The organism is Azoarcus sp. Soil_N_20 (assembly GCF_057656155.1).
Map to the genome: position 1 here is coordinate 174188 of NZ_JBDGKX010000001.1, position 22981 is coordinate 197168.

The 22981-nt window shown below is 63.0% G+C and carries 19 protein-coding genes; 9 read left to right on the forward strand and 10 right to left on the reverse strand.

Annotated features, from left to right (window positions below; all coding sequences use genetic code 11):
* The first annotated feature begins 18 nt into the window (after positions 1–18).
* A complete protein-coding gene (hslU, locus tag AC3A35_RS00885) occupies positions 19–1350 on the forward strand; it encodes an ATP-dependent protease ATPase subunit HslU (RefSeq protein WP_487433920.1) in 1332 nt (443 codons plus the stop codon).
* A 14-nt stretch (positions 1351–1364) separates the two neighbouring features.
* Complete coding sequence (locus AC3A35_RS00890; protein WP_487434694.1) at positions 1365–2240, forward strand: AEC family transporter; 876 nt, start codon at positions 1365–1367, stop codon at positions 2238–2240.
* A gap of 6 nt (positions 2241–2246) precedes the next feature.
* Here the strand turns inward: AC3A35_RS00890 and AC3A35_RS00895 are convergent, their stop codons facing one another.
* Positions 2247–4181 (reverse strand): sensor domain-containing diguanylate cyclase, encoded by a 1935-nt coding sequence (locus AC3A35_RS00895; protein WP_487433921.1) that lies wholly within the window; start codon positions 4179–4181, stop codon positions 2247–2249.
* 51 nt (positions 4182–4232) lie between these two features.
* Entirely contained in the window at positions 4233–4634 is a 402-nt protein-coding gene (locus AC3A35_RS00900; protein ID WP_487434695.1) for an RNA-binding S4 domain-containing protein, read from the reverse strand.
* Positions 4635–4824: 190 nt separating this feature from the next.
* On the opposite strand from AC3A35_RS00900, the gene AC3A35_RS00905 reads away from it, so the two are divergent.
* Positions 4825–5529: an AzlC family ABC transporter permease gene (locus AC3A35_RS00905; protein WP_487433922.1), complete on the forward strand. Its 705-nt coding sequence runs from the start codon at positions 4825–4827 to the stop codon at positions 5527–5529.
* The gene (locus tag AC3A35_RS00910; protein WP_487433923.1) at positions 5526–5852 is read left to right on the forward strand and encodes an AzlD domain-containing protein; all 327 of its coding nucleotides are present in this window, start codon (positions 5526–5528) and stop codon (positions 5850–5852) included. The genes AC3A35_RS00905 and AC3A35_RS00910 overlap by 4 nt, the downstream gene beginning before the upstream one ends.
* A gap of 78 nt (positions 5853–5930) precedes the next feature.
* Here AC3A35_RS00910 and AC3A35_RS00915 read toward each other — a convergent pair whose 3' ends face one another.
* The 4 genes from AC3A35_RS00915 to AC3A35_RS00930 form a co-directional block, all read right to left on the reverse strand.
* The gene (locus AC3A35_RS00915) at positions 5931–6428 is read right to left on the reverse strand and encodes a DUF3016 domain-containing protein (protein WP_487433924.1); all 498 of its coding nucleotides are present in this window, start codon (positions 6426–6428) and stop codon (positions 5931–5933) included.
* Positions 6429–6515: 87 nt separating this feature from the next.
* On the reverse strand, positions 6516–6869 hold the full coding sequence (locus AC3A35_RS00920) for a hypothetical protein (RefSeq protein ID WP_487433926.1): 354 nt from the start codon (positions 6867–6869) through the stop codon (positions 6516–6518).
* On the reverse strand, positions 6866–8452 hold the full coding sequence (locus tag AC3A35_RS00925; protein ID WP_487433927.1) for a PepSY-associated TM helix domain-containing protein: 1587 nt from the start codon (positions 8450–8452) through the stop codon (positions 6866–6868). Before AC3A35_RS00925 ends, AC3A35_RS00920 begins: the two co-directional genes overlap by 4 nt.
* 10 nt (positions 8453–8462) lie before the next feature.
* Positions 8463–8768: a hypothetical protein gene (locus AC3A35_RS00930; RefSeq protein WP_487433928.1), complete on the reverse strand. Its 306-nt coding sequence runs from the start codon at positions 8766–8768 to the stop codon at positions 8463–8465.
* A gap of 272 nt (positions 8769–9040) precedes the next feature.
* On the opposite strand from AC3A35_RS00930, the gene AC3A35_RS00935 reads away from it, so the two are divergent.
* Complete coding sequence (locus tag AC3A35_RS00935) at positions 9041–9742, forward strand: PRC-barrel domain-containing protein (RefSeq protein WP_487433929.1); 702 nt, start codon at positions 9041–9043, stop codon at positions 9740–9742.
* A gap of 97 nt (positions 9743–9839) precedes the next feature.
* On the opposite strand, the gene AC3A35_RS00940 is transcribed toward AC3A35_RS00935, so the two are convergent.
* Together AC3A35_RS00940 and AC3A35_RS00945 are read right to left on the reverse strand one after the other, a co-directional pair.
* A complete protein-coding gene (locus AC3A35_RS00940) occupies positions 9840–10346 on the reverse strand; it encodes an aspartyl protease family protein (protein WP_487433930.1) in 507 nt (168 codons plus the stop codon).
* A gap of 266 nt (positions 10347–10612) precedes the next feature.
* Positions 10613–12793, reverse strand: coding sequence for a nickel-binding protein (locus AC3A35_RS00945; RefSeq protein ID WP_487433931.1), 2181 nt, complete (start codon positions 12791–12793; stop codon positions 10613–10615).
* Positions 12794–13247: 454 nt separating this feature from the next.
* On the opposite strand from AC3A35_RS00945, the gene AC3A35_RS00950 reads away from it, so the two are divergent.
* The 4 genes from AC3A35_RS00950 to AC3A35_RS00965 all read left to right on the forward strand — a co-directional run bounded on the left by AC3A35_RS00950 (position 13248) and on the right by AC3A35_RS00965 (position 17345).
* Positions 13248–14168, forward strand: coding sequence for a restriction endonuclease (locus AC3A35_RS00950; RefSeq protein ID WP_487433932.1), 921 nt, complete (start codon positions 13248–13250; stop codon positions 14166–14168).
* 280 nt (positions 14169–14448) lie between these two features.
* A complete protein-coding gene (locus AC3A35_RS00955; protein ID WP_487433933.1) occupies positions 14449–15855 on the forward strand; it encodes an ATP-binding protein in 1407 nt (468 codons plus the stop codon).
* A complete protein-coding gene (locus tag AC3A35_RS00960) occupies positions 15852–16862 on the forward strand; it encodes an O-methyltransferase (protein ID WP_487433935.1) in 1011 nt (336 codons plus the stop codon). The genes AC3A35_RS00955 and AC3A35_RS00960 overlap by 4 nt, the downstream gene beginning before the upstream one ends.
* Positions 16863–16910: 48 nt before the next feature.
* Positions 16911–17345 (forward strand): very short patch repair endonuclease, encoded by a 435-nt coding sequence (locus tag AC3A35_RS00965; RefSeq protein ID WP_487433936.1) that lies wholly within the window; start codon positions 16911–16913, stop codon positions 17343–17345.
* On the opposite strand, the gene AC3A35_RS00970 is transcribed toward AC3A35_RS00965, so the two are convergent.
* Complete coding sequence (locus AC3A35_RS00970; RefSeq protein ID WP_487433938.1) at positions 17316–18461, reverse strand: DNA cytosine methyltransferase; 1146 nt, start codon at positions 18459–18461, stop codon at positions 17316–17318. The two genes, AC3A35_RS00965 and AC3A35_RS00970, sit on opposite strands and share 30 nt — an antisense overlap.
* A gap of 475 nt (positions 18462–18936) precedes the next feature.
* On the reverse strand, positions 18937–22815 hold the full coding sequence (locus tag AC3A35_RS00975; protein WP_487433939.1) for a DUF3427 domain-containing protein: 3879 nt from the start codon (positions 22813–22815) through the stop codon (positions 18937–18939).
* Positions 22816–22981 lie beyond the last annotated feature (166 nt).

Here is a 22981-nt window from a genome sequence, read left to right on the forward strand (position 1 = left end):
CCATTTTCGAGTGCCGCCATGACCCAGATGACCCCACCGGAAATCGTTTCCGAACTTGACAAGCACATCGTCGGCCAGGACCGGGCCAAGAAGGCGGTGGCGATCGCCTTGCGCAACCGCTGGCGCCGTGCCCAGGTCGCCGAGCCGCTGCGCAGCGAGATCACGCCCAAGAACATCCTGATGATCGGCCCGACCGGGGTCGGCAAGACCGAGATCGCGCGCCGTCTTGCACGCCTGGCCAATTCGCCCTTCATCAAGATCGAGGCCACCAAATTCACCGAGGTCGGCTATGTCGGCCGCGACGTGGAGACCATCATCCGCGATCTGATGGAGATCGCGATCAAGGACGGGCGCGAGCGCGGGATGCGCCTGGTGCGCGACCGCGCGCTCGATGCCGCCGAAGACCGCGTGCTCGATGCGCTGCTGCCGCCCGCGCGCGCGGTCGGCATGAATGCCGAAGCCGAGCCGCAGGATTCCACCACCCGGCAGAAATTTCGCAAGAAGCTGCGCGAGGGCGAACTCGACGACAAGGAGATCGAGGTCGAAGTGGCCGCGCCCGGCATGCAGGCCGAGATCTTCGCGCCCCCGGGTATGGAGGAGCTCACCCAGCAGATCCAGGGCATGTTCCAGAATCTGGGCGGCGGCAAGAGGAAGGTGCGCAAGCTCAAGATCAGCGAGGCGCTCAAGTTGCTGGCCGACGAGGAGGCCGCGCGCCTGGTCAACGATGACGAGGTGAAGGCCGAAGCGGTACGGGCGGTGGAGCAGAACGGGATCGTGTTTCTCGACGAGATCGACAAGATCGCGGCGCGCTCCGAGATGCAGGGTGCCGACGTGTCGCGCCAGGGCGTCCAGCGTGACCTGTTGCCGCTGGTCGAAGGGACGACGGTGTCGACCAAGTACGGCATGATCAAGACCGATCACATCCTGTTCATCGCCAGCGGTGCCTTCCACCTGTCCAAGCCCAGCGATCTGATCCCCGAGTTGCAGGGACGTTTCCCGATCCGGGTCGAGCTCGAATCGCTGTCGGTGGGCGACTTCGAATGCATCCTCACCAGTACCGACGCCTGCCTCACGCGCCAGTACGAGGCGCTGCTCGCGACCGAGGGGGTGACCCTCGAGTTTGCCCCCGAGGGGATCCGCCGGCTTGCCGAGATCGCCTTTCAGGTCAACGAAAAGACCGAGAACATCGGCGCTCGGCGGCTGTACACGGTGATGGAGAAGCTGCTCGAAGAGGTGTCTTTCGATGCCGGCCGCGCGGGCATCCAGACGCTGAAGGTGGATGCCGACTATGTCGATAGCCGGCTCGAGATGCTTGCCGAGCGTGAAGATCTGGCCCGGTACGTGCTGTGAGCGATGCGGCACCGTTGATGGTGCGCATCGTCTCGATCCTGTTTCCGCTGTTTGCAATCGCCGCGCTCGGTTTCTTCGTCGGCAGGCGGATGAAGCCCGACCTGTCGCATGCCAACAAGCTCAACATGGATGTGTTCGTGCCGGCGCTGGTGTTTGCCGCGCTCGCGGGCAAGGAGTTCCGGGTCACCGAATATCTGCCCCTGCTCGGGGCCACCCTGGTGGTGGTGCTCGGCTCGGGCGCGGTCGGCTGGGTGATCGCCCGTATCGCCGGGATCGACGTCAAGACCTTCGTGCCGCCGCAGATGTTCAACAACTGTGGCAATCTCGGCCTGCCTCTGGCGGTGCTCGCTTTCGGCGAGGTGGCGCTGGCGCCGGCGGTGGTGATGTTCATGGTCTCCAACCTGCTGCACTTCTCGTTTGGCGCGTGGCTGCTCGACCACCGCGTCCGGTTGAGCACGATCTGGCGGATCCCGTCGGTGATGGCAACGCTCGTCGGGCTCGTCGTCGGTATCGCCGGCTTCGAGGTGTGGTCGCCGTTGATGCTGGCAATCAAGATGCTTGGCGACATTGCGGTTCCCCTGATGCTGTTCGCCCTCGGGGTGCGGCTGACCGATTCGAAGATCACCTCGGTCGGACTCGGCGTGTTGGCCGCGGTGACACGGCCGGTGGTCGGCATGCTGCTGGCGTGGGCGGTGATGCTGCTGATCGACCTGCCGCCGCGCGAGCAGGCCTTGCTGCTGGTGTTCGGTGCGCTGCCGCCGGCGGTGCTGAACTACATTTTTGCCGAGCGCTACCATCAGGAACCGGAAAAGGTGGCCTCGATGGTGCTGATCGGTAACCTGGCCGGCATTCTGTTCCTGCCGATCGCGCTGGCCATGGTGCTCGCCTGAACGGGCTCAGGCCATGCCTGCCACGGCAGGCGGGTCGGCCATCGTGCTCAGCCCGCTTCCACTGCGTTTGCTGCGGTACATGGCGATGTCGGCCAGGCTCAGCAGCTCGGCGAAGTGCAGTCCGTGGTCGGGATACAGCGCCATGCCGATGCTGGCGCTCACGAACCAGTTTCGGCCCTCTACATTGAGCGGCAGGGCCATGTCGCGCGCGAGCCGGGCGGCGGCGGCAAGCACGTCGGTTTCGTTGGCGGGTTCGCCGAGCAGGATCACGAACTCGTCGCCGCCGAGGCGCGCAACCGTGTCGCTGTCGCGCACCGCCGCCAGCAAGCGCTGCGCAATGGTGGCGAGCACCGCATCGCCGGTCGCATGGCCGGCCTGGTCGTTGATCTGCTTGAACCCGTCCAGATCGAGCACCAGCACGGCCGCGCGTCCGCAGTGACGGCGTGCGGCGCTGAAGGTCATTTCGGCGCGCTGTTCCAGCAGGCGCCGGTTGGGGAGTTGGGTCAGCGGATCGAAGAATGCCAGCCGTTCGATCTCGGCTTCGGCCTGTTTGCGCGTTTCGATGTCCGAGATCTGCGCCAGCACGGCACCGATCTCGCGCCGCCGCAGCTGGTTGCCGAGGCGGATCTCCACCCAGTGCGGCGTTGCGTCGGCGCCGACCACCCTGCATTCCAGTGCGAACGGTTTTCCGCGTGCGACGACGTTGCGGAAGCCGTTCTCGACCGCCTCGGCATCGTCCGCGGCGACCGCGTCCCATAGCGTCCGGCCTTGCCATTTGGCCGCAGACAGGCCGGTGATGCGGTTGGCCGACTCGTCCGCCGTGCGCACGACCCCGGTGGCGTCGAGTTCGAGCACACAGTCCGAAGCCTGGCGCGCGAGCGCCTGATGGCGAGCCGCGCGGCGCGCGCGCTGCTGGGCGAGATGGCTGATCATGCCCGCCATCAAGGCCCCGCCGACCAGGAATACGACCACGATGGGGATGGGGATGAGGCCGATGTCGGCGTCGCGCGGGGTGAAACGCATCTCCCAGAGCCGTCCCCCGAAAACATGGGTGCGCATCAGTGGCGCCAGCGCCGGATGGGTGTCGCTGAGTGGCCGCTCGTCTTCGAACAGCAGCGCCGGTTGGGTGCCGGGCTCGTGGTCGGGCCCCAGGTCGGTGATCTGCAGATGGAAGTGCCGGCGCAGCGTGGGCGCGATGGCGGTTTTGACCAGTTCGCTGACCAGAAAGGAGGCCGCCACCGTATGTCGGGTGGAGTGGGTGCCGTCCCAGTTCGAGGTCGAAACCGGGGCGATCATCAGCACTGCAATTGCATTCGGCGCCTGCTGCAGGCGGATCGGCGGCGTCGCGGCGAAGCCGCGGTTGCGCGCATGCTCGATGGTGAGACTGCGGATATCGTTGCTCAGCAGGTCGTAGCCGAGCGAGCGCAGGTTGCCGAGTGGGGGGTGGATGCTTTCCACGACATGGTGCCGATATCCTGAGACGGTAGGGTAGATCTCGAAGTTGGTGTAGATCGGGTCGTGGCGGCTCAACTGGGTACGAACCCAGCGCAGATAGTCCTTTTGCTCTTCGCCGCGGATGTCCCGATTGAACGCGAATGCGCGCAAGCCCGGCAAGGCGTGTTCGATATCGAGCGCGCGTGCATAGCGGTCGAATGCCGCTGCGCTCACCTTGTCGCTGGCGAAGTAGAAGGCACGCAGGCCGAGCAGGGCATTCTGATACTGCGCGGTCTGCTGGGTCAGCGATACCGTCGATTGATCGATGATGCGTTCGAAGGCCTCGCCGGCCTGTTCGAGTTCGATCGCCCGATACTGGCGCAAGGCGAGCCACTGGACGCCGATCACGGCGAGCACGACCGTTGCGGTGACGAGCGCGGAGCGGCGTCGGGCCGTTAGCTGTGGTGCGGCGCCGGGCGATGCTGAGGGGGGCGGACGAGTGTCCATGCTGCCGTGCTCCTTTGTGGCCAGGCTGTCCGCGAACTGGGGCGCTACGGTCTAGTCGTGCTTCAGTCGCTGGATCAGTCTGCGGTCACGCTTGGTCGGACGTCCATGCAGGTCGGCCCCCGGGGGCGCCGCAACGCGTCGCATCTCCTGCGCGGCTTCGCGGCGGGCAATGCTCTCTGCGGACTCCTCGTACAGCTGTCGGGCCACGTTCGCCGGTCCGCGCTTGTCGGCGATGGCGCGCACCACGACCGAGATGCTGGTGTCGGCCTGGGTGATCTCGACCCGGTCGCCCGGTTTGACGCCGCGTGCGGGCTTGACCGAGAGCCCGTTCAACTTCACCTTGCCGCCCTCCACGGCTTCGGTGGCGCCGCTGCGATGCTTGTAGAAACGTGCAGCCCACAACCACTTGTCGAGGCGCGTGCTTTCGGTGTCGGGTGGAGCAGGCTTGGACATGACGATAGGGGACAAGAATCATCCTGCGGATCATGCCATCAACCGCACGCCATAAAAAGGGCAATCGGGCGGAGCCGGCGGAAAGGCGGACCGGGGCGATGCGAGGTGTGACGGCCGATTGCAGCACAAGCGTCCATGGCGCATGCGCACCGGGCTGGTAGGCTAGGCTGCCTTGCTCCCGGATGTAACCATGAACACCGCTTTCCGCCTCGGCGCCCGCGAAGGCTGGCGCGATTTCCTGCCGTTGTCGGTCGGGCTGGTGCCATGGGCCGTGGTGACCGGCATCGCCATGCGCTCGATCGGCCTGAGCCCGGTCGAGGCGATGGGCATGAACGTGCTCGTCTTTGCCGGCACCGCCCAGCTCGGCACCCTGCCGCTGATCGCCACCGGGGCGCCGTTGTGGCTGATTTTCGTCACCGCACTGGTGCTCAACCTGCGTTTCGTGATCTTCAGCGCGGCGATTGCGCCGGCCTTTCACGGCCATGCCTGGGCGCGCCGTGCGAGCGCCAGCTATCTGCTGGTCGACGGGGTGTTCGCCATCGGTGCGGACAAGATGCTGAAGGCGGACGATGCGGAGTGGCGCTGGGGCTATTTCATCGCGCCCTCAATCTGGGCCTGGTGTCTGTGGCAGTTGTTCGTGCTGGTCGGCGTGCTCGGCACCGCGGTGATCCCGCGCGACTGGTCGCTGGAGTTCATGGCGACCATCGCCCTGATGCTGATGATGATCCCGATGACGCGCACCCGGCCGATGCTGGTCGCCGCGCTGGCGGGTGGGCTGGGGGCGGTGTTGTTGCGCGATCTGCCGCTGCGCCTCGGCCTCTTTGCCGGGATCGCCATCGGCATCGCCGCGGGGTTCGCCGCCGAACACTGGCAGCAACGGAGGGCGATCGCATGAGCGAGGGCCTCTGGCTGTGGATCACCATCGCCGCGATCGGCTCGACCACGATCCTGACCCGCGGCAGCTTCATTCTGCTGGCCGAAAAGGCACGTCTGCCGCCGGCCCTGCATCGTGCCCTGCGCTATGCGCCGGCGGCGGCGCTGGCGGCACTGGTGGTGCCCGACATCCTGCTCGACGGCGGCGAGCTGCAACCCTTCAATCCCAAGCTCGCTGCCGCGGTGGTGGTGCTGGTCGTTGCGCTGCGCTCGCGCAATCCCTGGCTGCCGTTCATCCTCGGCATGGGGGTGTTGGTCTTGCTGCGCAAGGGGTTGGGCTGGTAGGGGCGTTGCCGTCCGCGACAAGAGGCAGGCGACGCGTTCCTGGTCCGACAGCCTCCTAGGTCGAGCCCTCCCGGGATCTCAGCTGCGATCGCGGCACAGCCGACGCTCGAACCAGTCGCGCAGCATGGCCTTTTCGTAGGGCAGCGCATCGCGGTCGGCGCGCACGTAGGCGCTGCGCCACAAATAGCTCATGTCGCTCACCCGCTCGCGGCCCTGGTCGATCACGGTGCCGGCTGCGTCGCGCCACACGTAGTGCAGGTCCAGCCGCGGCCAGGTGATGTCGCGCATCACCCGCACGTCGTAAGCGGCGCGGTGCCACCATTCATTGCGTCCGGCAAGGTCGACGTCGAAGACCTGCAGTTCGAGCGTCTGCCCCTGCTGCAGGCAGCGTTCGCCCTGGGTCTTCAGATGATGTTCGAGTGCCTCGAGATTGCGTTCGCTGTCGTGTCCGTAGGCGCCCGGGTCGGTGTAGCGCTCAGGGTCGATGAATTCCACCGTCACCCCGGCCAGCGCGGGCGGGACGGGCGCGAGGCACACGAGCAGGCCGAGGGCTGCAGCAAGCGGTCGCGGGCGCATGGTGTTCTCCTCGTTCAGGACACACTGTGTGGACTGGCGGCCAATGCAAAGGTGCGGTCGGACAGCGTGTCGTCTTGCGGACGACCTTCATCGCGCGAGCAGCGGAACGACTGCGGTGAGCACGGTCGCAGCGGCGACGAGCCGCAGCGACGCGCCGAGCACGTGCGCACGCCGCGGCAACAGCAGTGCCATCGCCAAGCCGAGCATTCCCAGTTGGGTGAGCCACAGCACCAGCGCGAACGATGCCGGGTCCGCCTGCAGCGCGAACGCGAGCGACAGCGCACAGCACAGCGTGCCGCCGCCACCGAGCAGCGCGTGCGCCGCGCGGCCGAGCGGGGGCCAGCCGAAGCGGGTGCGCACCGCGCGGGTTCGCAGGCACAGCAGGCCGAGCCCGGTCCACGCCGCAAACACGGCGCCGGCATACGCGCTCCACGCGCTCATGAAGTCACCGCCGTGGCGCCGGCCGCGCCGCGCCCGGGCACCGCTGTGCGCGCCGCGAGGCGGCGGGCGGTCCACGCGCCGAGCACCGCAGTCAGCAGCAATACGGCGTCGACGCCGGCCACCGCCCATTGCCCGCGGCTCACCGCCGCGAGCGGATGGTCGCCGGTCGTGAGCGCATTGAGCACAAGCGCCGCGAGCGCGAACACCGCCGTCGCCCAGGCCTGTTCCGCCCACGCACGGCGCGAGTACGCCGGCCGCCCGCGCCACGCCGCGTGCGCTGCCGTGGCGATCCACGCGGCGAAGAACACGCCCGCTTCCCAACGCGCGCGCCCGGCGAGCTCGAGCGGGACCACGCGATTCGCGACCAGCATTGCGAGCGTGGCGACCACGACGCCGAGCGAACTCGCGCAGGCGAGTCCGTCGACAATGCGGTAGCCGACATGCCCTTCGCGCGCATGGCGCAGCCGCCGGCGCTCGACCCACAGCAGCAGGCCGGTCGCGATCATCACGCAGCCGCCGAGTCCCATCGCAAAATACAGCCAGCGCAGTCCCCAGTGCTGGAACGGAATCATGTGCAGGCCGGACAGGAAGCGCTGCACGCGCAGGGTCGCCGACAGCGTCTGGGTGCCGAGCACCGCGCCGTTCGCACCGTCGAAATACACGTTGAAGGTCTCGTTGGTGACGCGGTCGTCGACGCGGCGCAAGACCTGCACCACGGCGTTGCGGTCGGCCGGATTGGCGACGCTGACGTTGCGCACCTCGCCGTCGCCCCAGCGCGCCCGCGCGGCCGCGACCATCGGGTCGACCGCCGCGAGCACCACCGGCGCGCGTGCCGGCGCGCGCACGACCTGACCGACCGCCTCCTGCTGCGCCTTCGCCGCCGCGCCGCCGTACAGCAACGGCACCGCGGGCTTGAAGTAGATGAACAGGAAGATGACCAGCCCGGACAGCGCGATGACGAAGTGGAAGGGCAGCAGCATCACGCCGCTGAGGTTGTGCAGGTCGAGCGCGGTGCGGTGCGTCGACTTGCCGGGACGGAAGGTGAAGAAGTCGGCGAAGATCTTCTTGTGGATGATGACGCCCGATACCAGCAGGGCGAGCATGCCGATCGACACCAGCGCGAGCAGCCAGTAGCCGAGATCCGCCCAGCGCAGGTGGAAGCTGAAGTGGAAAGGGAAGAAGAACCCGGTGCCGCCCCAGGTGCCGACGTCGGGCAGCAGCTCGCCGCTTCCCGGGTCGATCAGGCGCGACACGAACTCACCGTTCTCGCGCCAGCGGATCAGCGCGACCGGCACCCGCGGCGACGGAAAGGCGACCGACCATTGCGCGGCATCGGGCGCGAGGTGCTCGAGATGCGGGCGCACATCGCGGTCGAACGAGAACGCACCGGCGGCGGGCGGCGCAAGCCGGGTCGCCGGCATCATCCAGCGGTCGATTTCGTCGTCGAACACGGACAGGGTTCCCATGAAGAACACGAGGAACAGCAGCGCCGAGAACACCAGCCCGGCCCAGGTGTGGAGATAGTCCATCGCGTGGCGCAGCGGCGGACGGATCTCGGCGGCGGATGCATCGGGTCGGTTCATGGCCGCACCGTTATACGCTTGCCGGCAACGGGCTCAGCACCCAGCCGATGCCGGCGAGCGCCGCCGCGCTGCCGAGCACCCACGCCGCCGCTCGGCGGGCGCTTGCCGCGGCGTAGGCGACGAGCACGGCGAAGGTCCACACCACGAAGGCGAGCATCGCCGACACGACAAAGGCGTCGGCACGGGCGAGGCCGGCCCCCCGCGCGAGCACGGCCGTGCTGCCGAGGCTGAATGCGAACGCAAGCGCGTACCCGCCGATCAGCGCGACCACGGCGCGGCCGAGCGCCGCACTGCGGGTGGTGCGATAGCGACTCATAGGGACTCCGGAACGAGGCGGAACACCGCCGGGCGGGACCGCGAAATTGCTTTAATGGGAACTATTCGCATCATTGTCGCCGAGGAGCGCGTCTTCCGCAATGCATGCGCGCGCCCGGTGTGGGTGGCATTGAGCGCCGGTTAAGCGTCCGACGGCCGAGCACGCCGGGTCGGTGGGTCAGCGTACATACGAGAGACTCGAATGCGCTCAAGCTTCTCTTGCAGTAGGCGATGGCCTGATGCAGGTCCGATGGGTCGGGATACAGACACCATTTGGCGCCGATACACCCACAGGAGGACAGCATGAAAACGAATATTCGTACCACGTTGATCGCCGGCGCAATCGCTGCGCTGCTTGCCGGGCCCACATGGGCCGCCGGCGACACCCCGAAAGAGGGTGCGCAAACCCCAGCCCCGACCAAGTCCGAGATGGGGCAACCCGAGCGCGATCAGCCGAAAGCCGCACAACCGATGAGTGAAACACCGCGATCGGGCGCAGCAGCCAATGCTGGCGCCACCGCCGGACCGAGCGCCGACAATCCGCTGTACACGCGGTCCGCCGCTGACCTGGACGGCGTGGACGTGGTCGATAGCACCGGCGACAAGGTCGGAGAAATCAAGCAGATCGTACTCGCCCCGGACCGCAAGAGCGCCCATGCAGTGATCTCTGTGGGCGGCGTCCTCGGCTTGGGAGCGAGCGACGTCCTGGTATCGCTCGATGAGCTCAGGCCGATGGGCGACAAGTTGCAGCTGAGAGCCACCAAGGAAGAAATCGCGGCGCGGAAGGATCAGGCACCGGACACCGACAAATACGTCGAAGTGAAAGGCGACACCCCGATCAGCGGGTCGATCACCGAATTCTCGGCATTCGAGCAGGACAAGGAGGTCGTCAAGCCGGGTGCATCACCGATGACGCCGAAAACGGAAACCGAGGATCCTGCGACGGCTCCCGGAACACCGAAAATGTCCCAATGAAGCTTGTGCGCCAATGACCATGCGCCGCGACTAGTCGCGGCAACGCACCGGACGACGGCGCAGTGCAACCCCGGCGGTCAAGCCCCGACGCCGGGGTTCATTCTGTTGGCGTGGCCGGACCGATCGCAACGGCATCGATCGCGTTGTCGCAATGGCTCAGCATGAGCTGGGGCGGCTCGAACGAAAAAATGAACGGCGCGGTTCGTTGCAGGACGTTGAGTCCGAGAATCGGCCGGGTATTGCCCGGGAATACGGCGACCTCGACGTCGCGCAACCAGCACGCATCGCCGATGCTGATGGCGTCGATCGAATACACCGGAACCTCCAGCTCGCTGCCATTCGCCAGTCGGCCGCGCAGGTGCTTCACGAAGCGTGCCTGACCTTTTCCCTTCAACGACGCGAGGATTTCTTCGTTGATGGTCATATAGCCGGAGCCGGTATCGACCATCCAGTCGATGGCCCCGAGTCCGGTAATGAGTCCCGACACGTAGTAGGTGGTCCCGTTCTTCGCCTGCATCTCGATCGTGGTGCCGAACTGCCCGGCGAATGCCGATGGCGTCGCGCCGACAAGAAGCAAAAACAGGAGGCAGGCGAATCTGCGCATGAAGAGTCCTTCGCAATGCGACGGTGAAATGGCAGGAAAGGCACGACAGCGCGACTGCGATCAAGCAATTACGTGCTCAACCCATTCCAGTGAGGCTCGAGAACTTCCGCACCGGTACATGCTTTACGGCCGGAGCACGCAAATCTTTAGCCCCCGGAGCCGCTCATGAGCGCGCGTCTTCCCCGAGGGCGCGCAGGCGGGGAGGTGTATTCGTCTTGTCACCACCGCGCTTGCACGCTGGTTTCGGCCATGCTGGACTTTGTCGATCAGGCCATCTCGAGGCCCGGATATCCCTCGCGCGCGACGTCCTCGCAATGTTCCCGGTACTCGCGCGCGCCCGCCGCATAGATGGTCGCCCGCCGTGGTTTGCCGGGCGTGTTCGCACCGAAGAACCACGAGTCCGTCATGTCCCTCAGCAAGGTGGCATCGGCGGCTTCGTAGACATGCTCGGTCCATTCTTTCTCTGCTGCGGCGGTGGGCTGCACACGCGTCAGCTTGCGCATGCGCATATAACCGATGCAGCGCGCGATCCAGTCGACGTTCTGCTCGATACAGCGTCCTGCGTTGCAAAGTGCAGCCGCGTTGTGCGGACCATTGACAATGAACAGGTTCGGAAATCCACTGACGAGCAATCCGAGGAAGGTTTCCGGTCCCTGGCGCCACTTGTCGACGAGCGCCAGACCGCCAGTGCCGCGAAGATCGATTCGGGTCAGCGCCCCGGTGCCGGCATCGAAACCGGTCGCGTAGATGATGACGTCGAGCGGATACGCGTCGCGCGCCGTTCTGATGCCTTGTGGCGTGATCCGCTCGATCGGTGTTTCGCGCAGGTCGACGAGCCGCACGTTGCTGCGGTTGTAGACCTCGTAGTAGCCGTTCTCCAGCGGAACGCGCTTGGAGCCGAAGGGGTGGTTGGGCAAGAGTTTGCGCGCCACCTCCGGGTCTCGCACCCGCGCGCGGATCTTGCTGCGGACGAAATCGCTGGCGTGCGCGTTCACTTCCGCGTTCATCATCAGGTCGCCGAAATTGCCGAACCAGAATGCGAACCCCGGCTGTTGCCACAGCGCCTCGAATTTCGCCTCGCGCGCCGCGGCGGAGACCGACAGGCCGGACCTGGGATCGAAGGTGTGCATGAACCCGCTATAGGACTCCCGGCAGGCGGCCAGGATGTCGGCCCAATCGCGCCGGATCCGGCGTCGTTCGTCGTCGGTCAGGAGCCGGTTGCGCTGGGGGACGCAGTAGGTGGGTGTGCGCTGGAAAACGACAAGCTGCTGCACCTGCCCGGCGATGCTCTGAATGACCTGAACGCCGGTGGCGCCCGTGCCGATCACGCCGACCCGCTTGCCCGCCAACTCGACGCCCGCCGCCGGCCAGCGTGCCGTATGGCAGCTCACGCCGGTGAAATCGTCCATGCCCGGGTAGTCCGGCCACTGCGGCACGGTCAATGAACCCGAGGCGGCGATCAGGTACCGGGCCGTGACCCGCTCGCCGGTCCCGGTCTCGACCTGCCACAGGCCGCTCTGCTCGTCGTATTTTGCCGCGGTCACGCGGGTGTCGAAGCGCATATGCCGGCGCAGATCGAACCGTTCGACCACGTAGTGCAGATAACCCGAGACCTCCGACTGGGAGGCGAAGAGCTCGCGCCACTCCCACTCATCGAGGAGTTCCTCCGAGAACGAGAATCCGTAGGTGTAGGACTCGGAATCGACCCGGGCACCGGGATAGCGGTTCCAGTGCCACACCCCTCCGACGTCGCTACCGCCCTCGAATACCCGGACGCGCAGCCCCAGCCGCAGAAGCCGTTCCAGCATGCAGATGCCCGACATGCCGGCACCGATGATCACCGCGTCCAGCGTACCGCCGTCGCCCGGGACGGCCGCGCCATCGCCGGGCACCGTGCGCACTTCCGGCAAGTCGCGGTCGGCGCCACCGTCTGCGCTGGTACTCAGGGGCGGCCGCACAGGCGCGCTGGACTGAAAATGCATGGGTGGTCGAGGATCGAGTTCTACGCATTGCCACAGGTCGGTCGGCGTTATCGAGGTCGATCGCACGCAGCTGGCCACGGACTCCAAATCCCGTCCTTCCACCAGCAGAAACAGCTGTGCCCCGGACTTGGATGCAAATACACGGGAAACGGTGTGATCGGCGGCCTCCAGCGCAGCGACGACCGAGGCCTGCATCGATCGCGGACCATCGCGCCCGGGTGGGGTGTCGAAACCGAGCTCAACTGCGATGCAGTCCAGACCGCCCTCAGCCGGTTCGGGGTCGGCAGCGTCGCTCACCTCGGCGGGCCAGACCACGGCGCTGGCCGTGCCCTGCTGTCGAAGCACCAGGCGGACCGATTCGGCGTCAGGTGCGCGGTACCAGCACAGCATCCGCGCACCATCCGTCGCCAGATAGGCCCGCACCCACTGCACGCGATGCAACTCCAGACAGGCAAGCCGCGCCATTCGCCGCAGGCCGTCACGATCGAGCGGGGGGCTCAACGGAAGTACCGCGAAATAGTCACTCATCCTGAGCTGCCACAAAGACAGGGGCCAACACCCTATGACTATAGTTCAGCCGACAAGCGAAGAAATCGGGTCGGACCTAGACTCGAAATAACCCATCGCGCAAGCAGGCCGTCGGCTCTTGGGTGGCCGGTGCGAGTCTTTCGGGCGGTCAGCGCTGCTCCGCCCGCCACAGCGCGCCCGGCTTAGTGCCCCCGCATGTGACTTTCTCCCGGCCATACTCGGGCGCGGATATGTACTATTCATCCCGTTTGATCAAATGAGCATGTCGAAGAGGTGAATCGTTCATCCCGATGGCCTGCCGAAGGTGCGCACAAGAATGGCTCGGCGGCGTTACAGGAAGCGGGAAGAGGGCCTCTTCGCAATCGCGCTTCGTTCCGATTGGAAAGTCTCCGTGGGGCTCGCCGCGGGAAGCCTCTTCGTGGGCGTAGTGCTCGTTCCGGTGTTCTTCGCCGGCAGCCCGGTGCTTCGCCCCATCGGTGCGGCCTTCACCCAGGTCGCCTGGATCTTCGCTTTCGGTTTTGCCTGCATTGCACTCATCCGCTATCTCAAGCAGGCGTCGGCCCAGCCCGCGCCAAACCCACTTCACCGCGAGGTAGCCGGCACGCGCCGGGATGGCCGCAACCGCGGCTGGGCGGGCAACCGCAGCGAGCCCGCCGCACCGAAGCCGGTGTGGGCGCCCGCACCCAGCACGCCCGGGCCCGCCGCAGCGACAAAGCCCAACGCGCCCGCTTCGCCGCAACGCCCCGAAAGCTGGTCGCTCGACGTCCTCGACCGGGTCGAATGGAAGCGCTTCGAAGACCTGTGCTGCACCTTCTACCGCGAAAAGGGCATCCGCGCCGAAACCACCCGGCTCGGCGCCGACGGCGGCATCGACATCCACCTCTTCCAGGACGACACCGACCCCACCCGTGCCACCTCCATCGTACAGTGCAAGGCGTGGAACAAGCCGGTCGGCGTCAAGGAAATCCGCGAGCTGCGCGGCGTGATGGCCCACGAGAAGGTCGACAAGGCCTTCTTCATGGCCTCGAACGGTTACACCGACGACGCCCACGCCTTCGCCACCGCAAACCGCATCACGCTGCTCGACGGCAGGCTCTTCCTGGCGATGCTGCTACGGCTGCCGGAGGACGCGAGCAAGCGGCTGCTGGAGTTTGCGACGGCGGGGGACTGGACGACGCCGACGTGTCCGAGCTGCGGGGGGAAGATGATGGCGCGGGACAGTAAGCGGGGGCCGTTCTGGGGGTGTGTGCTCTACCCGAAATGCCAAGGGAACTTGGGCATGCGCGCGACGCGAGCAGCCGCCATAATCTGACCAGTACCGTTCCAAGAATCCAAAGCCGAACCATGGCCAAATTTCCGAACACCATTTCGGCGGACTGTTCCACGAATAGCCGAACAGTCTGCCTACGCGGTAGCACGACGGCCGCCAGATCGAGAAATGAACAGCGCTGGAGCAAGAGTCTTCTGAATAATTACTAGACGAAGCGGCCGCAGACACGCTATCCAAGGGCAATCATTAACGCCGCACGGCGTATTACAAGACCCTGAAGCCTAGTTTACCGATACGTCGCCTTCTTTAAGGGAATATACATATGCACGCAGCGCCGAAAGATACTGTTCATGCAACTCCGACCAAGAGATTCTTCGTTGATATGCTTACGCGCGACATTGAGTTGCATGACGCGATACTCGATCTGCTAGACAACTGCGTCGACGGGATACTGCGATCACGAAAGGCAAACAAAAGCGAGGAAATGCCTTACGACGGCTTTTGGGCGAAAATTACCTTTGATAGCAAGAAATTTAAAATCGTGGATAACTGCGGCGGGATACCCCTTGATCTCGCCAAAAAATACGCCTTCATGATGGGGCGCCCAAAGGACGAGGACGATTCTGACATCCCAACTGTTGGAATGTATGGAATCGGAATGAAGAGGGCGATGTTCAAAATGGGATCCTCCAGTCGGGTGGTATCAAAAACGGATGATGACTGCTTTGAGGTCACCATTTCACCGAAATGGATGCAGGATGATCTGGATTGGGAGCTTCCCGTAAGGTATCTTAACCAGGCGCCGACTGAGAACGGGACGTCGATCCTTGTGGAGAACCTTAGAGACGGGATTTCCTCCGTTCTAGCGACGGACGGGACGTCGCCATTTGAGAAAGATCTTAAGGAAATTATCGGGCATCACTACGGCTTCATCATATCGAAGGGTTTTAGGGTCTTCGTTAACACAACTGAAGTTACACCGAAGCAGTTTAGTATTCTATGGTCCACAGAAAATTCCCCTGACGATGAAAGAATACTGCCGTATCTCTATAAAGCTGATTTCGACGGGTTGAATGTGCGTCTGGTTGTCGGCTTCTACACCTCGATGCTTTCTGAGGATGAGCTCGATGAAGAACAAGTGACAAGACGAAGTAAGGAGGATGCGGGTTGGACGGTAATTTGTAACGACCGAGTCGTGCTATACAACGATAAAACGCGACTGACTGGGTGGGGGGAGGCTGGAGTTCCGGCTTATCACAGCCAGTTCGTAGGCATATCCGGCACCGTAATGTTCTCCTCGAATGATGCTTGGAAGTTACCGGTTACTACTACGAAAAGAGGAGTTGACACTTCTTCACTAATCTATCTTTATGTGAAAGAGTTCATGCGCGAAGGTCTGAAGAAGTTTACCAGCTATACGAATGTATGGAAGCAGGATCCGGAAAAAGAGAGGGAAATATCCAAAAGAACAAGATCAGTGCCGCTTGAAAAAGTTTTTGACGACAAATCCGAGGTATCGTGGTCGAAGGTTAGGAATAAGAACGACGAGTTCAAACTTAACGTGCCCCTTGCCAAGCCGAAAGAATCCAATCCAAGGCGTCAAATTCGGTTTGCAAAACCATTGTCGGAGATAGAACAAGTGTCCGAGTATCTGTTCGGAGATGCGGCCATAACGCCGGCGGAAGTTGGTGAGGCGTGTTTCGATGAAGTGCTGAGCAAGGTGAAATGATGAGTGGCGCATTTGTACCATATCATCAAAGGCAGAACAAAGCAGTTGATAGATTGGTCTTTATCGACTTGCTGACTAGAATAAATCGTATCCGTCCTGTTTCCGATTACAGATACGTTAGCTTTGGTGGTCCATACTTGGAGGACTTTAAGCTGATGCACGCGAACTTCGGGAATAGCGATCTTGTCTCGGTAGAAAATGACCCGGTGGCGATCGGTCGTCAGTTATTCAATCGCCCGTTGAGCTGCATCGAGTGCAGGGAAATTGACAGTTCTGCGTTCGTCGATGCGTACGATGCGCAGCAGAACGCGATAATTTGGCTGGACTATGCAGATCCAAAGAAGACAGCAGAGCAGTTCGGTGAGTTTCAGGCGCTCCTTTCAAAACTGATGTCTTATGACGTATTGAAGATAACGCTCAATGCAAATCCAAGCGCCTTGAGGGCTGAGGGGCTGGTTGAAGACAATAGGCGCGAAACGAAAGAAGTCTGTCAGAACAAGCGGCTGGCGAAACTTCGGCAGCGCCTTGGCGAACATTTGGACTCAGGTGTGACAGCTGCAGACATGAGTAGAGACCGACTTCCCGAAGTGCTATCAAGAGCCCTTGAACACGCCGCGAACTCGATAATGTCCTCGCGAAGGCTTACCGGAGAAATATTTCAACCTCTTCTTTCCTTTGTTTATGCTGACTCCGAGCATCAAATGCTAACCTTGACGGGCATCGTATTGCCGCGTTCAGCCAGAAATTCGTTCTTGCGGGAAACTGGAATTGGCAGGTGGAAGCTTGCTTCGACAAAGTGGGGTGAGGTCAAGCGCATTATGGTCCCTGCACTTTCCGCCAGGGAGAAGTTGTTCATAGATCAGTGCCTTCCAAGGATGTCCAGCAGGCAAATTCAAGGACGGCTGAAGTTTATGTTTGATCGCGACCGCGAGAGATCGGTGAGCATTATAGAAAGCTATAAGATGTTCTATAGACACTATCCGAATTTTCAGCGCGTATTTCTCTAGGCAAGCGACGAATTGAAGCAGGGGGATTTCGAGTGACTGCGCCCTAGTATGGTCGATCACGTTTCCTCGGGGCGCCGCCGTGAAATTATGCGCGCTGTGTCGGCAAAGAACTCAAAGCCCGAAATGATCGTTAGGCAAGCTGCGCATCGTCTTGGTCTGCGATTTAGACTCCATGCGAAGGGACTTCCAGGTACGCCCGATTTGGTGTTTCCACGGTGGCGAACGGTTGTCTTCGTGAATGGATGTTTTTGGCACCGGCATGAGGGATGCAAAAAGACCACCACGCCCAAAACGAATGTTGATTTTTGGCAGAGAAAATTCAGCGAGAATGTGCGCCGAGACGCCTCGAACTACCGCAAGCTCCAAGAATTGGGGTGGCGGGTTGTTATCATCTGGCAGTGCGAGGCTGGTACGGTCGAGCGGGCAATGATAGTGATTGGAAAAGCCTTCGGGTTACCTGAGCGACTTGAATATTGTCGATAGTATTGCCTCGGACACCAATGGGCTGACACTATTCCCAATTTGTCTAAAGCTATGCCATTTTGTCCGATGAAATATGAACCAATCCGGAAATCCTTGCAGTCGAGCTGCTTCACGAGGAGTGATGACCCGGGGCGCAGAATAGTGAACCGGACGTACGGCTTGATAACTTCCCTTGTCACTTCCGGTGCCTGCGCGCAAAGTCGGGCAAAACCCGTTCGGGTCCAACCTTGGCGCCTTCGATATGGGGTCGGATTTCCCATGCTCCAAATCTCTAAAGCGCGAGATTACTTCTTCTGTATGGCGGGTTCCCATGCAGCCTGAGACGCGCGACGTCTCTTGGTAGCGTTCAATTAACTTTGAGTTTCCAATGCCGTAAGGTATAGCGTTCGTGACGCGCTCATAGAATGGATCTCGATTGTCGAGCGGTGAGACCTTTCGCCAACCGCTTTTCTCTGTTTGCCAGCTGGGGTCAATGCTGGTGGGTAGACCGGCAAGCGCGTGCTTTACTCTAACAAGACGAGGATTCTTGCTTGGCGCAAAATCCTCGACGCTCAAGCCTGGCTTGAATCGAGAATCTTTGTAACCAACGAAGAAATATCGCGTTCTGGTTGTGGGTGCGCCGTGCAAATTTGCTTGAGCTTCGATTGGTGGCAGCACCACATACCCGTCGGGAAGCGAGGCAAATGCCTCGTTGCGAATATCGTCGTAGCGTTCATCCAGTATTCCCGGGACATTCTCTGCGATAAAAAATGCCGGCCGAGTTTCCGAAATAAGTCGGAAGAAATGTCCGAACAACGTATTGCGTGCGTCTTCAATGCTCCGCCTCCCTATCGAGCTAAAACCCTGACAGGGAGGCCCGCCAATCAATCCGTCCAACTCCCCCGGCTGTAGGCCCGCCCGGCGAAGCAGGTCAGCACCGGACAGCTGAGAAACATCCGCGTTAAGGTGTTCGCAATTCGGAAAATTGTTTGTATGAGTCTCCAATGCGTGGCGATCAAGCTCTACTGCAGCGCAAACTTGAAACCCTGCCCGAGCCGCGCCGAGACTGAGTCCGCCGGCTCCAGCAAATAGGTCTATTATTTTGGGTGCGTTTTGAGTGAGGGTGATCGTTTTCATGGTGCCTGAGTTTACGTTGTTTGTTCGAGTTTGTCGATCGACACGGATGCGTCGTTATGGGGATCCGTGCATACCGTTGTTGGTCGTGTGAATGGGCTTGAGACCTAGGAAAACCACGTGGTTGGTCGAGATCGCTTGGCAATTCGTGGAAGAAAAAAATATTGTCAAGTGATGCGGTAGTCAAGCGATCTGGCAGGGCGGCAGGCAGCGCGGAGGCAACGGAAACGAGCACCTTTCGTTGGGATACGTGACGACTATCGAGCGCACCTGCTTGAAAAACGGTGCGGGCGTGCAAAGGGCAGCGATACAGCAAACAGCCATTGGGACCAGAAGGATCCAGGGCGACGGCAGAGGCCGGAGCTTGCCCGAGATTGACAGGCCACCGTGTCGATCTTGTGCTCCTGCCAGGATGAATGGCAGATTTCGGGCGTAAGGCAGCTTCGTCCGCTACGACGCGAAGTTACAGATTCTACTTTCATTGAACAACTATAAAGGTCACGGTCATGGGTCGGCTTCCTGTATGGCTGCGGTAATGCACCGACCCGTGATAGACAAAGGGCGCCGCCTTACCGGCTTCCAGCTTGGTTTCCCGCACGAACAGGTGCAACGCGATGCCTAGCTTGTGGTGCTCGATGATTTCCTGTCCGCGCTTGCTCGCCGGTGTCGTGGTGTTCTGACTCTGCCAGTGAAAAGTGTGTTCGTTAATCCAGTGGTCTAGATAGCGGTGTTCTTTGTCCTTGCCCTGCTTGTTGAGTGTCACCAGAAGCACGTGGGCCTTCTGGTCGTTGAGCGTGACGTGGCCACTGTTCCAACTGCCGGGATTGAAGGTCTCACCGAACAGTGCGGGGATGTCCTCGCGCATGAAGGCTTCGCCGATGGCAAGTTCAAGTGGGTCGATAACCGACTTCAGCCGCGCGAGCGTGCGCATGTCGTCGGTGGCGAGTAGATCCTCGTAGTCCGGATTGTTCGCCTTGAGGGTGTAGCTACCGTCGCGTGCCTTGGTGACGACACGTAGAAGGTATTGGTTGTCCCCGGCTTCGTCCTGACGTTCGATCGCCATCACGCTGCCGGTGATCGAGCCTGCGTTGGCGGGGCTTACGAGTTCAAGGAGCAGGTAGTCGCCGTCGCGGATCGGGCTCTTGCCGCCGTCCATGGAATTACCTGAGGCGCGGGCGATGAAGTGGCGGGCGGGGTCGAGGCGCCCGTGGCCGGGGCGGAGGCTGCGGTGTTCTTCGGCGTCGGTGCGGCCGGTGCGGAAGTGGCCGCAGGCGATCTTGAGGTTGGGGAAGTAGGGCAGTTCGGTGCGCTCGGGGGCGGAGCGCTTGAAGGGGACGACGTTGTCCGGGCCGACGGTGGCGGCGCGGCGGACTTCGTAGGCTGCGAGGCGATAGTCGACGAGTTCCTGGACCAGAGCGGCGAAGGCTTCGCGCTGGGCGAGCGGTACTTCGAAGGTGGGTTGGAGGCGCTGCTCTGCGACGCGGAAGAACTTCGCCGCGGCGGCGGGCTGATTGCCGCCGATCCAGGCATTGACCGGGTTGTCGCACCAGTAGCGTTGCCATACGGCGGTGGTGCCCTCGGTGGTGTCGCGCACAGCGTCGGACAGGTCCGCGAGTAGCGGACGGCGACGCTGCAGCACCTGCCAGGAGCGTTCGGCCAGCGCAGGCAGGGTAGGCGCAGTGGTCCAGCCGTCGAGTTCCTGCAGCGCTTCGAGGAGCACCATCTTGAAGCTCTTCATCATCGCGGTGGTTTCCACCTCGCGCAGGAAGGAGCGGAGCGTGGTGGCTGCAGTGGTTTCGTCCTTGGCGAGGTCGCCCATCTCGGCGACCAGCTCGAACCAGCTTCCGTATTGCTGGCGCATGCGCCCGATGTTGGCGCCGGCGCGGTAGAACTCGGCGAGTGCGGGGCGACGGCCGAGGCCGTTCTTCAGCGCCTCGTATTCCTTGGCGACGCCGTCGGTGTCGAGCGATTTGAGGAACTCGATCAACTGGAGGTCGTAGTTGATGAAGCAACCGTCGGGCAGTTCCAGTCGCTGCTGTTCGGCCTTGCGCGCGAAGTCGGCGAGCTGGCGGTAGCTCGTGCCCACGCCGGCGAGTGCCTGTGGCTTGTGCAAGAAACTCACGTGGTTGCCGATGAAGTCGAGCACCACCAGCTTGTCTTTGCCGGCGGCCTTGCGCAGGCCGCGACCGAGTTGCTGCAGGAAAAGGATTTTGGACTCGGTGGGGCGCAGCATCATCACCGTGTCGATGGCGGGGAGGTCGACGCCTTCGTTGAAAAGATCGACGGAAAAGACGACCTGCAGCCGGCGGTCTGTGAGCCGCTCGAGCGCGTCGCCGCGGGACAGCGGCGAGCCGGCATAAACCGCTGCTGCGGCCACACCCTGGCTGGCGAACTGGTCGGCCATGTATTCGGCGTGGCGAATCGATACGCAGAAGGCAAGCGTGCGTTGCTGGGCACGCTCGCGCCAAAGCTTCAACGCGTGACGGGCCCGGGCCAGCGTGGCGAGCTTGTTGGTGAGCTGCTCGGGGTCGAAGCGGCCATTGCGCCAGGGGATTTCGCGGTAGTCGACCGAGTCGTCGAAGATTCCGTAGTAATGGAAAGGCGCGAGCAACTTGGCCTCGATTCCGGCGAACAGGTTACAGGTGAAGACGACGTTGTCGTCGCACAGCGAGAGGATGTCCGACTGATCGCTGCGGTCGGGCGTGGCCGTGAGCCCAAGCAGGAATTGCGGGGCGAAGTGACCGAGCAGCCGCCGGTAGGTAGCAGCTGCAGCGTGGTGAAATTCGTCGATGACGACGTAATCGAAGTGCTGCGGCGCGAAGCGCTCCAAGTGCTCGGCGCGGCTCAGCGTCTGCACCGAGGCGCACAGCACGTCGACTTGGCTGTCGCGCGTCTGGCCCATCCAGTAGCCGACGCGTGAGCGGGGACGGATGCGCAGGAAGGTCTGGGCAGCTTGGGTGAGGATCTCCTCGCGGTGGGCGACGAAGAGCACGCGCCGCGCGCCCATCTGTTCGGCGTCGAAGGCGGCGAGCCAGGTTTTGCCTAAGCCGGTGGCGAGTATGACGAGACCACGCCGGTAGCCCTCGCGGCGGGTGGCATCGAGTTCCGAGAGGGCTTCGAGCTGCACCGACGAGGGGGTGGGCGGCGTTTCCGTTTCTTCGGTGCCGGGGGCGACCGGGAGTGCGGGTACGATGCGCCGCGCTTCGTAACGGTCGATCCACGCGTCGGTGAGCGGCAAGGTGCGCGGGTGGGCAAAGAGCGACTCGAAGCGGGCGCGGGTTTCGAGAAATCCGTCGTCGCCCGGATAGTCGACGCGGTAGTTCCACTCCAGACCGTCCTTCAGTGCCTTACGACTGATGTTGCTCGAACCGATGAAGGCGGTGCCATGGAGCTGGGCAGCTTGCGCGCCGGTGTCCTTGAAGTGGGCGAAGAGGTAGGCCTTCATGTGAAAGCTCGTGCCGGCCGCTTCGAAGATGCGGACCTGTGCGCCTTGCTCTTGCAGCAGCATGAGCAGGCGCAGCGCCTCGGGGTCGGTGACGTCGAGGTAATCGCTGGTGAGCACGCGCACGCGCGCGGGTGGCCGCGGCCGTTCGCCGTCGGCGAGAAGCGCCGCATGGAGATCGGGCAGCAGTAGGCGCAGGCCGGTGGTCTTGATGAAGGCGACCGCAAGGTCGATCTCGTCGGCCTGGGCGATGGCGTCGCACAAGTGGGGCAGGAAAGGGTGTTCGCCGCCGATGACGAGTTTTTCGTGTGCGGCTGAGCCGCGGCGAGCGAGGGCGTTGAGCCAATGTTCGCTTTTACGGCTGGCGCGCTGGTCGGGTGTGGTCCAGCACTCGACCGTGTCGAGGACGGGGAGCTCACCGAGCCACTCGCGCAGCCGCGGTTCGGTGGCGTCGGTGAAGTGGCGCCCTTCGTGTACGCGCTCGCCTTCGCCGAGCTTGAAGCTGATGTAGATGACGCCGCCTGGCTTGAGCGCTGCCCACAACCGGCAAAGCGCATCGGGGATGTCGGCGGCTGGCAGGTGCAGCAGGCTCGCACAGGCCCAAATGCCGTCGTAGCAGGCGAGTTCGTTTACTTCGCCGAAGTGGCGCGCGGCGACGGGCTGGCCGAGATGCTCGGTGGCAAGGTGCGCGAGTTCGGGCGAGGCGTCGAAGGCGGCGACGCGATAGCCACGTGCGAGAAAGGCTTTCGCGTCGCGGCCGGCGCCGCAGCCGGCGTCGAGGATCAGGCCACCGTCGGGGACGTGGGCAAGGAAGCTGTCGTGCAGCGCGCTTAGGTCGACGTCGGCCGTATCGGCGAAGAAGCGCGCGGCGTTGGCGGCATACCAAGCGAGGGAGTCGGGTAATTGCGTCGTCATGGGTGGCGGGAGTATCCCATATGACGCACCGCTGGCGAGACTACTGGTTAGGAGGGGGGTGAGTTTCTGCGACCCCTGCTAAAACCCATCCCCACCCCAGCCCGGTAGCCGGCGCCGGGAGGCGCCGTCGTTCGGCCGGCGGCGAGCAATGCTCGCCGAAACCCCG